The sequence below is a fragment of the Lentzea sp. NPDC092896 genome (assembly GCF_044754905.1).
In the GTDB taxonomy this organism is placed as follows: Bacteria; Actinomycetota; Actinomycetes; order Mycobacteriales; family Pseudonocardiaceae; genus Lentzea.
On sequence record NZ_JBIVPX010000001.1, the window covers coordinates 1,453,488 to 1,468,661 of the forward strand.

General features: G+C 71.2%; 9 protein-coding genes. 6 read left to right on the top strand and 3 right to left on the bottom strand.

Annotated elements, in window-relative coordinates; all coding sequences use genetic code 11:
- The first annotated feature begins 182 nt into the window (after positions 1–182).
- Positions 183–890, top strand: coding sequence for a sulfotransferase family protein (locus tag ACIQF0_RS06480; protein WP_401025207.1), 708 nt, complete (start codon positions 183–185; stop codon positions 888–890).
- On the opposite strand, the gene ACIQF0_RS06485 is transcribed toward ACIQF0_RS06480, so the two are convergent.
- From ACIQF0_RS06485 to ACIQF0_RS06495, 3 genes are read right to left on the bottom strand one after another with little or no spacing between them, the layout of a single operon-like run.
- Positions 871–1,809 (bottom strand): acyl-CoA dehydrogenase family protein, encoded by a 939-nt coding sequence (locus ACIQF0_RS06485; RefSeq protein WP_401025210.1) that lies wholly within the window; start codon positions 1,807–1,809, stop codon positions 871–873. The genes ACIQF0_RS06480 and ACIQF0_RS06485 overlap by 20 nt on opposite strands.
- Positions 1,806–2,918 (bottom strand): acyl-CoA dehydrogenase family protein, encoded by a 1,113-nt coding sequence (locus ACIQF0_RS06490; protein ID WP_401025213.1) that lies wholly within the window; start codon positions 2,916–2,918, stop codon positions 1,806–1,808. Before ACIQF0_RS06490 ends, ACIQF0_RS06485 begins: the two co-directional genes overlap by 4 nt.
- Positions 2,915–6,181, bottom strand: coding sequence for an amino acid adenylation domain-containing protein (locus ACIQF0_RS06495; RefSeq protein WP_401025216.1), 3,267 nt, complete (start codon positions 6,179–6,181; stop codon positions 2,915–2,917). Before ACIQF0_RS06495 ends, ACIQF0_RS06490 begins: the two co-directional genes overlap by 4 nt.
- Before the next feature lie 130 nt (positions 6,182–6,311).
- Between ACIQF0_RS06495 and ACIQF0_RS06500 the strand changes: the two genes are divergently transcribed.
- The 5 genes from ACIQF0_RS06500 to cysC are packed head-to-tail and all read left to right on the top strand — an operon-like array spanning position 6,312 to position 15,164.
- Positions 6,312–7,133 (top strand): GNAT family N-acetyltransferase, encoded by an 822-nt coding sequence (locus ACIQF0_RS06500; RefSeq protein WP_401025219.1) that lies wholly within the window; start codon positions 6,312–6,314, stop codon positions 7,131–7,133.
- Positions 7,134–7,161: 28 nt separating this feature from the next.
- On the top strand, positions 7,162–12,255 hold the full coding sequence (locus tag ACIQF0_RS06505) for a MupA/Atu3671 family FMN-dependent luciferase-like monooxygenase (RefSeq protein ID WP_401025222.1): 5,094 nt from the start codon (positions 7,162–7,164) through the stop codon (positions 12,253–12,255).
- A complete protein-coding gene (locus tag ACIQF0_RS06510) occupies positions 12,248–12,454 on the top strand; it encodes an MbtH family NRPS accessory protein (RefSeq protein WP_360033704.1) in 207 nt (68 codons plus the stop codon). The genes ACIQF0_RS06505 and ACIQF0_RS06510 overlap by 8 nt, the downstream gene beginning before the upstream one ends.
- Positions 12,454–13,362 carry a sulfate adenylyltransferase subunit CysD gene (gene cysD, locus ACIQF0_RS06515; RefSeq protein ID WP_401025225.1) on the top strand — a complete coding sequence of 303 codons (909 nt, stop codon included), beginning with the start codon at positions 12,454–12,456 and terminating at the stop codon, positions 13,360–13,362. Before ACIQF0_RS06510 ends, cysD begins: the two co-directional genes overlap by 1 nt.
- Entirely contained in the window at positions 13,362–15,164 is a 1,803-nt protein-coding gene (cysC, locus tag ACIQF0_RS06520) for an adenylyl-sulfate kinase (protein ID WP_401025228.1), read from the top strand. The genes cysD and cysC overlap by 1 nt, the downstream gene beginning before the upstream one ends.
- The last annotated feature ends 10 nt before the right edge of the window (positions 15,165–15,174 follow it).

Here is a 15,174-nt window from a genome sequence, read left to right on the forward strand (position 1 = left end):
GTACCGAGCGTGGTCGTGCGGCCGTCCGACTGTCTACTGTGGACTCAGCGTGCATGAGGCCGCCCTCCGACGTTCGGACCCGAGCATCGTGGCCGGGACGTGACGTCCTCAAGTCAGGGACATGCCTGACTTATCCCGTCCGTGCGGACCGGGAGAACGTGAGAATCCCAGGAAGGAGCGACATGATCATCGCCTTGTGGGCGGCCCCGCGATCCCGGTCGACCGCGCTCTTCCGTTCGATGGTCGAGCACGGCGGGCTCCTCGCCCTGCACGAGCCGTTCTGCAACATCTCCGACTACGGCTCCACCACCGTCGGCTCCCGCGAGGTGCACACCCACGCGGAACTGATCGCCGCGATCCGCGAGCTGTCCGCGACCCGCACGGTGTACTTCAAGGACACCACGGATCTCCGGTACGACGCGGTGCTGGCCGACCGCGAGTTCCTGGCCGAGGCGCGGCACACGTTCCTGATCCGCCGCCCCGACGAGATCGCGGCCTCGTTCTACGCGCTCAAGCCGGACATGGTGTGCTCGGACATCGGCCTCGAAGGCCTGTACGAGATGTACCAGGCCGTGCTCGCCGCAGGTGGGCAGACGCCCGTGGTGCTCGACGCCGCGGACGTGGTCGACGCACCGGCGGAGATGCTGCGGGAGTACTGCGACCGCGTGGGGATCGCCTACCGCGCCTCTGCGACCACCTGGTCCTCCGGGGAACGTGTCGAATGGGCGCAGTCCGCCCGCTGGCACAAGGGGGTCAGCGAGAGCACGGGATTCACCGCCACGTCGACGACGTACGCGGACACGGTGGACAACAACGAGAAGCTCGCGGCGTTCAGCAAGCACCACGAGCCGTTCTACGAGCTGCTCGCGGCTAACCGCCTAGTGCGGTGAGGAGTTCGGCGCGCAGGTCGGTCGCCGTTCCGTACCACTGGGCGTCGACCGCCGCGCGCCGGTAGAACACCTGGGCGTCGCTGCGCTCGGTCATCCCGTAGGCGCCGTGCAGGTGCACCGCCTCCTCCGCGCTCTGGCGGGCGACCGCACCGGCCAGCAACATCGCCTGCGCACCCGTCGCCGGGCTCGGCTCCGTGCCGATCAGCGCCAGGACGGCTTCGGCCTCGGCGTACAGCGCCGCCAGCCGGTACGCCAGCGCGGTGTTCTTCGCCAGGGGCTGACCGAACGCCTTGCGCTCCTTCAGGTGGTCCGCGGTCAGCCGGATCGCGGCTTTCGCCGAGCCGGCGAGGTACGCGGCGTGCCGGGTCCTGGCCCGCGCCAGCACTCCCGGGTAGTCCGCGGTCACGTCCCTCACCTGAGCCGCCGCGTCCTGGATCTCGACGGTGTGCAGGTCACCGCGGCCGATGTCGTCCTGCCGGGACGTCCGCACGCCGGGCTGCCGCACGGCCACAAGTGCGGCCGTGTTCCCGCCGACGACGAGCAGATCGTCCACTTCGGACGCGAAGGCGACGAACCTCCGCACCGCCGTGACCCTGCCGTCCCGGACGGAGATCGGTGCGGGGGTGGCGGGGTTGTCGGTGCCCTTCTCCCGCAGGGCCAGGGCGACCGTGCGGCCAGGGGAGAGCGAGAAGATCTCCGCGGCCGCCACGGTGTCCAGGAACGGGCTCTGGTACAGCGCGGCACCCATCAGTTCCGCGGCCCGCAGCACCTCCACTGTGGACTTTTCGGACTCGGTGAGCGCGGCCAGCACCTGCCGCCGGGCTTCCTCGTTCACCGGCGTGTGGTCGCCGCGCCGCCGTTCGCCCAGCCGGCGCAGCAGCGGGATGGTCTCGTCGTCGAACAGGTCGGTCAGCGTCACAGCAGCCCCAGTTCACCGGTCGCGATGAGGTACAGCATGACTTCGGAGGTGCCGGACGCGAGGCGGAGGCTCGGCCCGGTCCGGTAGGCCGACTCGACGATCCCGTCCGCAGGTGCGGCGCCGTCCCAGGAGGTCAGCACGGAGTCGAGGCCGTCGATCTCGGCCGCGGCCCGCAGGATCGGCCGGAACTGCTCGGAGGCGTACCACTTGGCCATGGCCGAGCCGCCCGGTGAGGGCCGGTCCTCGGCGAGGTTGCGCACCTGCTGCCACGCCAGCGCGTGCGCCGCTGCCAGCCGCGCGTCGAGCTCGGCCAGTTCCGGCGACAGACGACCGGTGGCGCGGGCCCGCTCGATGACGGTGTCCAGCAGCACCCGTGCCTTCGCGCGGAAGTCGATGCCGGTGCGTTCCAGCAGCAGCAACGAGTTCATCAGGGTCCAGCCGTCGTGCAGGTCGCCGACGACGGCGTCCTCGGTGAGCAGCAGGCCGTCGATCACCACTTGCGTGAACTGGTCGTTGCCCATCGACTCGACGACGGACACGTGCACGCCCGCGGACCTCAGGGGTACGAGGAACAGAGTGATGCCGTCCATCCCCACCCCGCTGGAGCGGGTGCGTGCCGCGCACAGGGCCATGTCGGCGAACTGAGATTTTTGGTTGTAGATCTTCGTGCCGTACAACCGCCAGCCGTCGCCGTCCTGCCGTGCCTCGGTCTTCAGAGCGGCGAGGTCCGAGCCGCACGAGGGCTCGGTGAACAGCACGGTGGCCATCCGGGTCCCGTTCGCCAGCGCGGGCAGGTGTTCCCGCTTCTGGGCCTCCGAACCGCTGTGCAGCAGGAACGTGCCGACGATGCCGATGCTCAGCGTGTGCAGGTCGTCCGGGACGCCCGCGTACAACATCTCCTCGGTGAGCGCCGCAGCCTCGGCGGGGCCGAGGCCGAGGCCGCCGTACCGCTCCGGCCAGTGGGGCGCGAGCCAGCCGCGTTCGCCCAGCCAGGAGTAGACGTCCAGACGACCGGTTTCCGCGGTCGGCGGCAGAGCGCGCATCTCGGTGACCGCGTCCTGAACCCGTTGGGATGCCAGGAAAGCGCGGATCTCCTCGCGGAAGTTCATGACGACTGCCGGTCGACGGCGGCCAGCAACTCGGCCAGCTCGTCCGGGGAGGCGGCCTCCAGCTCGCGTTTCTCCACCAGCGACGCGAGATCGCCGAGCGTGGCGTGCAGGAAGAAGTCGCGCAGCTCCAGCCGGACCCCGAAGTTCTCCAGGATCCTGGTGGCCACCTGGGTGATCTTCAGTGACGTGCCGCCGATCGAGAAGAAGTTGTCCTGCACCGTGATCGACTCGGTGCCGAGCAGCTCCTTCCAGATCTCGGCGAGCGCGATCTCCGTGGCCGTCGTGGGAGGCGACGCGACCGGAAGAGCCGCTCCCGGTTTGGGCAACTGGTTGCGGTCGAGCTTGCCGCTCGCCGCGCGAGGCAGCGACGGCAGCACGACGAACGTCGACGGCACCAGGTACACCGGCAGCGACCTGGCCAGCTCGGCCCGCAACCCGGACGTGTCGACGTCCACACCGGCGACGTACGCCACGAGCTGGGCGTCGCTGCCGCTCCCGGACACCACCACGGCCGCGTCCTCGATCCGCGGCAACGCCAGGACGGCGTGCTCGATCTCGGCGGGCTCGACCCGCAGGCCGCGGATCTTGACCTGGTTGTCGATCCGGCCGACGAACTCGATGTTGCCGTCCGCGCGGCGGCGGACCAGGTCACCGGTGCGGTACAACCGGCCGCCGGGTGCGCCGAACGGGTCCGGCACGAACTTCTCCGCGGTCAGGTCCGGCCGGCCCGCGTACCCGCGAGCCACACCCACACCGCCGATCAGCAGCTCACCCGGCACGCCGACCGGCACCGGCTCCCCGAACCGGTCGACGACGTACGCCTGGTAGTTCGCCATCGGCACGCCGATCGGCGGCATCGCGTCGTGGTGCTCGTGCGGGCAGAGGTAGTCGACGCACGCCACCGTCGCCTCGGTGGGGCCGTATCCGTTGTGGAACATCCGGTTCCCGGTGTTCCAGGCGTTGACCAGCTCACCGGGGAACGACTCCAGGCCGACGAACAACGCCCGCAGGCCCGGCAGCGCGGCCGGGTCGAGCAGCCGCAGCACGGCCGGTGGCAGGTCGGTGACGGTGACCTTCTCGGACCGCATCAGTTCCGTCAGCCGCGCCGGGTCCAGCAGGTCCGCGCGGGGTGCCTGGACGAGCGTCGCGCCACTGCACAGCGCGCCGAAGAAGTCGAAGAGGCTCACGTCGAACGCCGGATTGGCGAACTGCAGCACGCGATCGCCGACGTCCAGGCCGAACAGCTCGATCACCGCGGGGGTGAAGCCCGCGATCGACCGGTGGGAGACCTGCACGCCCTTCGGCCGCCCGGTGGAGCCGGACGTGAAGATCACGTACGCGAGGTTGTCCTGGTGCACCGCGAAGTTCGGCCGCGAGTGGTCCTGCGCCGCGACGGCCGGGTCGTCCAGGCACACCGCCCGCACACCCTCCGGCACGCCCCCGGCCAGATCCGTGGTCGTGACGACGATCGTCGCGCCGGCGTCGCCGAGCACTAGCTCGCGCCGGGCGACAGGATGGTCGGGATCCAGCGGCAGGTACGCCCCACCCGCTTTCAGGACGCCCAGGAACGCGGCCGGCAGCTCCGGGCCGCGCTCCAGCAGCACGCCGACGACGGTCTCCTGGCCGACTCCGAGCGAGGACAGGTGCCGGGCGAGCCGGTTGGCCCGTTCGTCGAGCTCCTGGTACGTCAGGGAAACACCGGCGAACCTGGACGCGACCGCGGTCGGTGCTCTGTCCACAACGGACTCGAACAGGTGGTGCAGGCAGCGCTCCGGCGGGCCGTACGACCTCTCCGTCCGATTGGCGTCGACCACCACCTCGTCGTACTCGGCGTCCGTGAGCAGCCGCACCTGGCCCAGCCGCAGCCCGGGATCGTCGAGGAACAGCTCGAGCGCGCGGTGGTAGTGCGCGAACAGGCGCTGGATCCGGGCGCGGTCGAACAGTTCCGTGGAGTACTCCGCCCACAGCCGCAGGCCGCTCCCGGCCACCTGGGTCACCTGGAACGCCAGGTCGAACCGCGCGGTGCCGATGTCGGGCGAGTACACCTCGGCGGTCAGGTCGCCGACCGTCGCGGACTCCGCGGACGCCTGCTGGAGGGTGAACGACACCTGGAACAGCGGGTTGCGGCTCGGGTCGCGCTCAGGACTCAGCTCGTCGACCAGCCGGCCGAAGGGCAGGTCCTGGTTGAGGTGCGCGTCGATCACGGTCTTGCCCGTGCGTGCCACCAGCTCCCGGAACGTCGGGTTTCCCGCGGTGGACGTGCGCAGCACCAGGGTGTTGGCGAAGAAGCCGATCAGCGGCTCGACCTCCGGCCGGGTGCGGCCGGAGAAGATCGAGCCCACCACGACGTCGTCCTGACCGCTGTAGCGGGACATCACGGCGGTGAACGCGGCGAACGCGACCGTCAGCACGGTGGCCCGCTCGGTGACGGCGAACGAGGCCAGCTTCGCCGCCAGCGACTCCGGCAGCAAGGTCTCCTCGATCGAGCCCGCCTGCGTGCGTTCCGCGGGCCGCGGCCGGTCCGTCGGCAGGTCGAGCGTCGGCAGGTCGTGCAGCTGTTCGCGCCAGTACCGCAGCTGGTCCTGCGGCGCCTCGCCGGCCAGCCAGTCCCGTTGCCAGACCGCGTAGTCGGCGAACTGCACGGCGAGCGGGACGGCGTCGACGGGCGCGCCGATCGCCCGCTGGTAGCTCGTGACCAGCTCGCGCAGGATGATGTCGACGGACCAGCCGTCCGTGGCGATGTGGTGCATGGCCAGCACCAGGACGTACTCAGTGGCGGTCACCCGGCCCAGCGCCGGCCGGCACACCGGGCCGGTGCTCAGGTCGAACGGCTCCCGCACGAGCGCTTCGACGTACGCGCGCACGTCGGCGGCGGAGACGTCCGTGACCGGCAGCGGGACGCGCTCGGGGGCGGGCTCGACCTCCTGGTACGGCACGCCGTTCTCGCTCGGGTAGCGCGTGCGCAGGATCTCGTGCCTGGTGACGACTTCGGTGAGCGCGCGTTGGAGCGCTTCCACGTCCAGTTCGGCCCTGAGGCGCAGCACCAGCGGCGCGTTGTAGACCGGCTGGTCCTGCGACCACTGGTCGAGGAACCAGAGGCGCTGCTGGGCGAACGACAGCGGCAGCCGCCGGTCTCGTGCGGCGGGCTCGATCCGGGTGCCGCCTCCGTGGCTGGCGGTGTGCTGCCGGTTGCGCAAGGCCAGTACCGCCTTGCGCGCTTCAGCGAGTCCACTCGCCGCCGGTCGGGATGGCGGATTCGGCATGCTCGGCTCCTCGGCTGCGCGACAGACCAGCCTCCACCCTGTCCAGCCCACCGGGGCGGGACGAGTCCGGCAATACCCCGACAGGTCCGGCGAGCCCCTGGCGTGTCACGGTCCACGGGGGAGGTGTGGTGTGTCCACAACAGACACTCTGGTCGTCGCGCCGGTCGCCGCGCTGACCGATCGGCTGGCCGCCGACGTCGCCGCCGTGACCAGGGACGCCTACCGGGCCGGGGATCTGGTGCCGGGCCTGCCGGTCGCCGACGGCGCCGGGGAGACCGCGGACAGCGTGCGGGCCGACCTGGCCGCCGGGTACCACCTGTGGACCGCGACGGCCGGTGGACGGATCGTCGGCGCGGTTCGCGCCCACAGCGTGGACTGGGTCGTGCGCCGGCTCGCCGTGTCGCCCGACGCCCGCCGGTTCGGCGTGGGCAAACGGCTGCTGCGTGCGCTCGAAGCCGGCGCGCGTGCGGCCGGAGCGTCACGGGTGGTGCTCGACGCGGTGGTCGAACGCGGCAATCCGGCGTTCTACGCCCGCGCGGGCTACCGGACGGTGCACCACTTTCCCGCCGACGACAAGCCGTTGTCCGAAGTGCACATGGAACTCCTGCTCGGCGAGCCGGTGCGAGCCCGTGACTACCCGGAGTTCGACCCCACGCCGGGAACGGTCCGGTCCTGGTGGTCGGCGGACGGCGGCACGGTGTGCGTCACGTCGCCCGCGCCCGGCGGGATCTCCGCCGAGGTGCGGCGACATCGTCATCTGGGTGTGTTGCGGGGCGTGGACTGGGCTCCGCTCTCGGACGCCCCGCCGGTGCGGCGCGGCTGGCCGGTGCCCGTCGCCCTGATCGGCTCGTTCGCCCAGCCCCGGCTGGACGAGCCGGAGTTCCTGGCGTGGTGGCGGGTAGGGGAATCCCCCGACTGGCCGACCCCTCCACCGGGTGGACAGGCTGCCTGAGTGTGGCCACGGAGCTTCGAGGAGCGCGATGCACGAGAGCACTGAGGAGCGGCTGGGCAAGCTGACAGCCGAGCAGCGTGCGGCACTCGTGGCCGAACTCCGGTCCAGGCGTGCGGCCGAACGCGAGACCGGCCGGATACCCGTCGTGGGCCGGGACGAGCCGTTGCCGTTGTCGTTCGCGCAGCAGCGGTTGTGGTTCATGCACCAGTGGGCGGACGGCAAGCCCATCTACAACACGCCGATGGCCATGCGCCTGCGCGGTGAGCTCGACGTGACCCTGTTGCGGGACGCTGTTTCCGCTCTGGTCGCGCGGCACGAAAGCCTGCGCACGCGCTACGTGAACACGCCCGGCGGCCCGCGCCAGATCATCGGTGCGCCCGCCGCGGACCTGCTCACCGTGTCGGATCTGAGGCAGTTCGAGGACCGCGAACGCCGGGCGGCCGACCTGCTGACCACGGCCGGGCGCCGCCGGTTCGACCTGGAACGCGACTCGCTGCTGCGGGCGGACCTCGTGCGGCTGGCGGCCGACGAGCACCTGCTCGTCCTCGCCCTGCACCACATCGCCACCGACGCCTGGTCCACCGAGATCCTCACCAGGGAACTGATCGAGCTCTACGGCGCCGCCCGCGAGGGCCGGCCCGCCGTGCTGCCCGAGCTGTCGATCCAGTACGCCGACTACGCCGCCTGGCAACACGGCGCTCAGGCAGCCGCGGCGCGCGAGTCGTCGATGGAGTACTGGCGAGAGGCCCTGGCGGGCCTGGAGACGCTGCGGTTCCCGGCCGACCGGCCGCGACCGGCCGCTCCGAGCTGGGCGGGCGACACCGTGCACGACGTTCTGCCCGCCCGGTTGCACCGCGAGCTCCAGGCCCTGGGCGGCCCCGAACCGACCAGGGTGCTTCCCCTGGCGCTGGCCGCACTGGCCGCGGTGTCGGGCCGGTACACCGGGCAGGACGACATCGTCGCCGGAACTGCGTTCTCCGGCCGCACCCGGCCGGAGCTGGAGCAGCTGATCGGTTACTTCGCCAACACGGTCGTGCTGCGGGTGTCCACCGCGGGCGACCCGAACTTCCGGGAACTGCTGGCGCGGGCCAAGGACACCGTCTACTCCGCGCACCCGCACCAGGACGTGCCGTTCGACCAGCTGGTCAACGAGCTGCGACCGGAACGGGACGCGGGCGCCAACCCGGTGTTCCAGGTGGCGTTGCTGCAGGTCGACGAGCAGCTCAAGGCTGCGCGGATGGGGGACGTGGAGGTCGAGGGCGTCGCGCTGCACACCGGCACCGCGCGCTTCGACATGACCCTCAGCGTCGCCGAGCGGTCCGCCGGAGGTGTCGAGCTGGGCCTGGAGTACGCGACCGAGCTGTTCGACCGCGACCGGATGCAGCGCTTCCTGCAGCACACCCGTCAGCTCCTGGAGTCCGCGGTCGCCCGCCCGGACGCCCGTCTGTCCGAACTGGACCTCCTGCCGCTGGCGGAACGCGTCCGGCTGACCGTGCACTGGAACGACACCAAGGCACCGGTCGCCCCGGGGACCGTCGACGAGGCCTTCGACGCCCAGGCCGAACGCACCCCGGACGCGACCGCCGTGGTGAGCAGGGACGGCTCGCTGACGTACGAGCAGTTGCGGCGCCGGGCGAACCAGGTCGCGCACCGGCTGATCTCCGTCGGCGTCCGGCCCGGCAGTCTGGTCGGGGTCGCCGTGGGACGGTCGGTGGACACCGTCGCCGCCCTGCTCGGCGTGCTCAAGGCCGGCGCGGCGTACGTGCCACTGGATCCGAAGTACCCCGCCGCACGTCTCGGGTTCGTCCTCGAGGACGCGGCGCCGGCGGCGGTGCTCGTCGACGCGGAGAGCAAGGCCGCGATGGCGCAGCACGGCGTCACGCTGATCGACGTGGCGGACGTGGACGGCGAACCGGCCACCGCGCCCGAGGTCGCGGTGACGCCGGAGATGCTGTCGTACGTCTGCTACACCTCGGGCTCGACCGGGCAGCCCAAGGGCGTGATGGTCGACCACCGCAAGGTGATCACCCTGTACACCGAGCTGGACCGCCGGATCGGCACCGACGAGCCTGGCGTGTGGCTGGCGGTCAGCAGCATCTCGTTCGACATCTCCGTGGTCGAGCTGCTGTGGACGCTGGCCAGGGGCTTCACCGTCGTGGTCGCCGAGGCGAACACGGACACCATGCTGGGCACCGCGCGGCCTGCGAGGAAGCTCGACTTCGGCCTGTTCTACTTCGCGAGCGACGACTCGAGCGCACCCGGCAGCGAGCGCTACCGGCTCCTGCTGGAAGGCGCGAAGTACGCCGACCGCAACGGTTTCAGCTCGGTCTGGACCCCGGAACGGCACTTCCACGCGTTCGGCGGGCTCTACCCGGCGCCCTCGGTCGCGGCGGCGGCACTGGCCGTGGTGACCGACCGGATCTCGATCCGCGCGGGCAGTGTGGTGCTGCCCTTGCACAACCCGGTGCGCGTGGCCGAGGAATGGTCCGTTGTGGACAACCTGTCCGACGGCCGCGTCGGCATGTCGGTCGCGTCCGGCTGGCATCGCAACGACTTCGTGTTCGCGCCGGACAACTACGCCGAACGCAAGAAGATCATGCTGGAGAGCGTCGAGACCGTGCGGTCGTTGTGGCGCGGGGAAAGCGTCCACCTGCCCGCCGGCGAAGGCGCCGACGTCGAGGTCCGCCTCCGGCCGGCTCCCGTGCAGGCCGAGCTGCCGATGTGGCTCAGTGCCGCGGGCAGCCCGGAAACGTTCCGGGCGGCCGGGCACGCCGGCCTCGGCCTGCTGACCCACATGCTCGGCCAGGACCTCGACGCGCTCGCCGAGAAGATCGCCGTCTACCGGGCGGCCTGGCGGGAACGCCACGGCACCGACGGCGGGCACGTGGCGTTGATGCTGCACACGTTCATCGACCCGGACGGCGACCGCGCGCGGAGTGTGGCGCGCGACCCGTTCATCCAGTACCTGAGCACGTCGCTGGACCTGTTGCGCGGCCTGGCCAAGCAGATGGGCCTGGAGTTCGAGACGCTCGGCGAGGACGACCGGCTGGCACTGCTGGAGCACGCCGCCGACCGGTACATGGACTCCGGTGGCCTGTTCGGCACGCCGGAGCAGTGCGTGCGGTTCGCGGAGAAGCTGGCCGAACTGGGCGTCGACGAGATCGCCTGCCTGATCGACTTCGGAGTCCCGACCGACGACGTCCTCGCGTCCCTGCCGCACGTCGACACCGTCCGCCGGGCCTTCACCGGCGCCAAGCGGGACGCCGGTCTCGCGGCGCAGATCCGTGCGCACGGCGTGTCCCACATGCAGTGCACCCCCACGCTCGCTGGGCTGCTCGCCGGGGACGCGGACGCGGCGGAAGCCCTGGGGTCGTTGAAGGTGCTGTTCGTCGGTGGTGAGGCGCTGACCGGCGACCTGGCCCGCAGGCTGGGCGAGATCACCTCCGCCGAGCTGCACAACATGTACGGCCCGACGGAGACCACCGTGTGGTCGACCGCGGACCGCGTCGCGGGCGAGGTGACCATCGGCACGCCGCTGGCGAACGAGGCCGCCTACGTCCTCGACCGCCGGATGCAGCCGCAACCCGTTGGCGTGGCAGGGGAGTTGTTCATCGGCGGGGACGGCGTCACGGCCGGATACCACCGCAGGCCCGGCCTCACCGCCGACCGGTTCGTCCCGGATCCCTTCGCCGGTGGTGGCAGGCGCCTCTACCGGACGGGCGACCTGGCCCGGTGGCGTGGTGACGGCAGGCTGGAGTTCCTCGGCCGGGCCGACGACCAGGTCAAGATCCGGGGACATCGGCTGGAGCTCGGCGAGATCGAGGCCGCGCTGCTCGGCCATCCGATGGTCCGCTCGGCCGCCGTCGCCGCCTGGGGAGAGGCCGATCGCCAGTACCTCGCGGCCTATCTCGTGCCTGAGGACGGCACGCGGCCGGGCGACGCGGACCTGCGGCGGCATCTGCGCGACGTGCTGCCGGAGCACATGGTCCCGGCGCGGTACACGTGGCTGGACGCATTCCCTTTGACGCCCAACGGGAAGGTCGACCGCAAGAGGCTGCCCGAACCGGGCGCGGCCGCACCGGAGGTGCGGTACGAGCCGCCTGCCACGCCGGTGGAGGAGATCCTCGCCGAGATCTGGCAGGAGGTGCTCGGCGCGGGACCGGTCGGTGTGCTGACCGGGTTCTTCGACCTCGGTGGCAACTCGATCTCCGTGGTCCTGGTGGTGGACAAGGCGAACCGGCGCGGCGTGCCGGTCACCGCCCGCCAGCTGTTCCAGCACCAGACGATCCGCGAACTCGCCGGAGTCGTCACCGCCGGGGACGCCCTCGCCGGAGCCGGATCGGTCGTGACGCTGAACGGGTCCGGCACGTCGGCACCGTTGATCTGCCTGCACGCGAGCACCGGGTCCTCGTTGCCGTACGTGCCGTTGAGCAAGCACCTGGGCGACCGGCCGTGCTACGCCATCGAGCTGCCCGAGGACGCCCGGCGGGACGTGCCGGAACTGGCGCGCCGGTACGCGGCGGTGATCCGTCAGCGGTGGCCGGAAGGCCCGTACCACCTCGTCGGGTGGTCGCTGGGCGGGAGTCTGGCCGTGGCGGTCGCCGCCGAGCTCGGCGACGTCCGGCTGCTCGCCCTGCTCGACACGGTCTCGCCCGAGGTCCCCGGCGTCCCGGTTCCGCTGCCGCTCGCGGTGGACGGCTTCGTGCGCAGCGTGGCCGGGGCGTCGGGCCTCGACGTGACGCTGGACGTCGCCGAGCTGAGCGCTCTCGAACCCGGCGCTCAGTACGAGAAGGCGCTGAACTCGTTGGCGGAGGCCGGGTTGCTGCCGGACGGGCAACACGACGAGATGCTGGCCAGGGCGAAGACGTTCGTGGACCTGACCACGGCCGTGTCGGTGTGGCAGCCCGAACGTCACCGCGGTGTCGTGGACCTCCTGGTCCCGGACGACTCCAGCACCACCGCGGCGGGCTGGGAGTCCTTTGTGGATGGCGAGGTCCGGGTCACGGCCGTGCGGGGCGACCACTTCAGCATGATGCAGCCCGCCAACGCCAGTGAGCTGGCCGCGGTCCTGCGCTCGCTGGCAGTACTGCGTGAAACCGAGATGGAGGTTGGAAATGCGTGACGAGGACGAGGACGACATCCGCTACACCGTGGTGGTCAACCACGAGGAGCAGTACTCGATCTGGCCGACGTACCGCGAGGTGCCGTCGGGGTGGCGCGAGGTCGGCGTGACCGGGACCAAGAGCGAGTGCCTCGCGCACGTCGAGACCGTCTGGACGGACATGCGGCCGTTGAGCCTGCGTCGCGCGATGGGTGCGTAGTGGCCGTCACGGAGGACTACGTGCTGTCGCACCTGGACGCGGTCGAGGCCGAGGCGGTGCACGTCCTGCGCGAGGTGGTCGCGACCGTCGAGCGGCCGGCCCTGCTGTTCTCCGGCGGCAAGGACTCCATGGTGATGCTGCACGTGGCGGCGAAGGCGTTCTGGCCGGCGCCTGTGCCGTTCCCCCTGGTGCACATCGACACCGGGCACAACTTCGACGAGGTGATCGAGTTCCGCGACCAGGTCGTGCGCCGGACCGGCGTGCGGCTGGTCGTGGGCAGGGTCCAGGACGACATCGACGCGGGCCGCGTGACCGAGGATCCCAGTGGCCGCAACCGCCTGCAGACCACGACCCTGCTGCGGACCATCGCTCAACACAGGTTCGGCGCGGTGTTCGGCGGGGCTCGCCGCGACGAGGAGAAGGCCAGGGCCAAGGAACGCGTCTTCAGCCTGCGCGACGACCACGGCCAGTGGGATCCGCGAAACCAGCGACCCGAGCTGTGGAACCTCTACAACGGCCACCACCGCAAGGGCGAGCACCTGCGGGTGTTCCCGCTGTCGAACTGGACCGAGCTGGACATCTGGTCCTACATCGCCCGTGAGCGCATGGACCTGCCATCGATCTACTACGCCCACCGCCGCACGGTGGTCGAGCGCGACGGGATGTTGCTGGCACAGAACAGGTTCCTGCGCCCGGTGGCCGGAGAGGAACCGTACGAGGCCACCGTCCGCTTCCGCACGGTCGGCGACGCCACCTGCACCGGTTGCGTGGAGTCCACAGCGGACACACCGGCCGCGGTGGTCGCGGAGACCGAGGTCACGCGCGTGACCGAACGCGGCGCGACCAGGGCCGACGACCGGATCTCCGAAGCAGGCATGGAGGACCGCAAACGGGAAGGGTACTTCTGATGGAGCCCCAGCTGCTGCGGCTGGCCACGGCGGGCAGTGTGGACGACGGCAAGTCGACGCTGATCGGACGGCTGCTCTACGACGCGAAAGCGATCTTCGCCGACCAGCTGGCGTCGATCGAGCGCGCCAGCGAGGTCCGCGGCACGGCCGTGGACCTGGCGTTGCTGACCGACGGACTGCGCGCCGAACGCGAGCAGGGCATCACCATCGACGTGGCCTACCGGCACTTCGCCACGCCACGGCGCCGGTTCATCATCGCCGACACCCCCGGTCACCTGCAGTACACCCGCAACATGGTCACCGGCGCCTCCACCGCGGACCTCGCGCTGGTCCTGGTGGACGCGCGCAAGGGCCTTCTCGAGCAGTCCCGCAGGCACGCGTTCGTCGCGAGCCTGCTGGGCATCCCGCACTTGGTCGTGTGCGTGAACAAGATGGACCTGGTGGACTGGTCGGCCGACCGGTTCGCCGAGATCCGTGCGGAGTTCGAGCAGTTCGCGTCCAGGCTCGACGTCGCCGACGTCACGTTCATCCCGGTCTCGGCGTTGCACGGGGACAACGTCGTGCACCGAGGCACTCAGATGCCCTGGTACGAGGGCACTCCGCTGCTGCACCACCTGGAGGACGTGCACATCGCGTCCGACCGCAACCTCGTCGACGCCCGGCTGCCGGTGCAGTACGTGGTGCGCCACGGTGACTTCCGCGGCTACGCGGGCACCATCGGTGGTGGCACCTTCCGGCCGGGCGACGAGGTCGTCGTCCTGCCGTCCGGCGTCACCTCGACGATCTCGGCCATCCACCGGCCCGGCGGCGGATCGTCGCCGTACGCGTTCGCGCCCCAGGCGGTGACCGTGCGGCTGGCCGACGACGTGGACGTGCGCCGTGGTGACTTGATCTGCAAGCCCGGCAACCGGCCCGAGATCGGCAGGGACGTCGAGGCCATGGTCTGCTGGCTCGGCGACCGGTCCTCGCTCACACCTGGATCGCGATTGCTGGTCCAGCACACCACGCGCGAGGTTCGCGCGACGGTGCGGACCTTGCGCTATCGGCTGGACATCACCACCCTGCACCGTGACGAGTCCGCGGAGTCGTTGTCGCTCAACGAGATCGGGCGCATCACGCTGCACACCCACGCGCCGCTGGCCTACGACGTGTACCGGCACAACCGCGCCACCGGCGGCTTCGTGCTCATCGACGAGGCCACGAACGACACCGTCGGCGCCGGGATGATCCTGCGTCCCGCGGCGCCTTCCGTCGTCTGGCACCGGACCGAGGTGACTCGTCCGACGCCGGGCTGCACGGTGTGGCTGACCGGCCTGTCGGCGGCGGGCAAGTCCACGATCGCGGCGGAGGTCGAGCGCCTGCTGATCGCGGCGGGCCGGCCCGCCTACCTGCTGGACGGCGACAACCTGCGGCACGGCCTGAACTCGGACCTGGGCTTCAGCACCGAGGACAGGGCGGAGAACGTCCGCCGGGTCGGCGAGGTGGCCAGGCTGTTCGCCGACGCCGGTGTGGTCGCGATCGTCGCGCTGATCAGTCCGTACCGCACCGACCGCGACCGGGTGCGGGCCAGGCACGACGAGACCGGGCTGGCGTTCCGGGAAGTGCACGTCGACACCCCGCTCGAGGTGTGCGAGTCGCGTGACCCCAAGGGGATGTACGCGCGGGCCCGCCGAGGCGAGATCACGGGCTTCACCGGCGTGGACGACCCGTACGAGCGGCCGGAGCGCCCAGAGCTGGTGCTGCGGCCGGGCGACGGTGACGTCCAGGCGCTCGCCGCCCGAGTGGTGGACCTGCTCAGCTGACGAGGAAGGA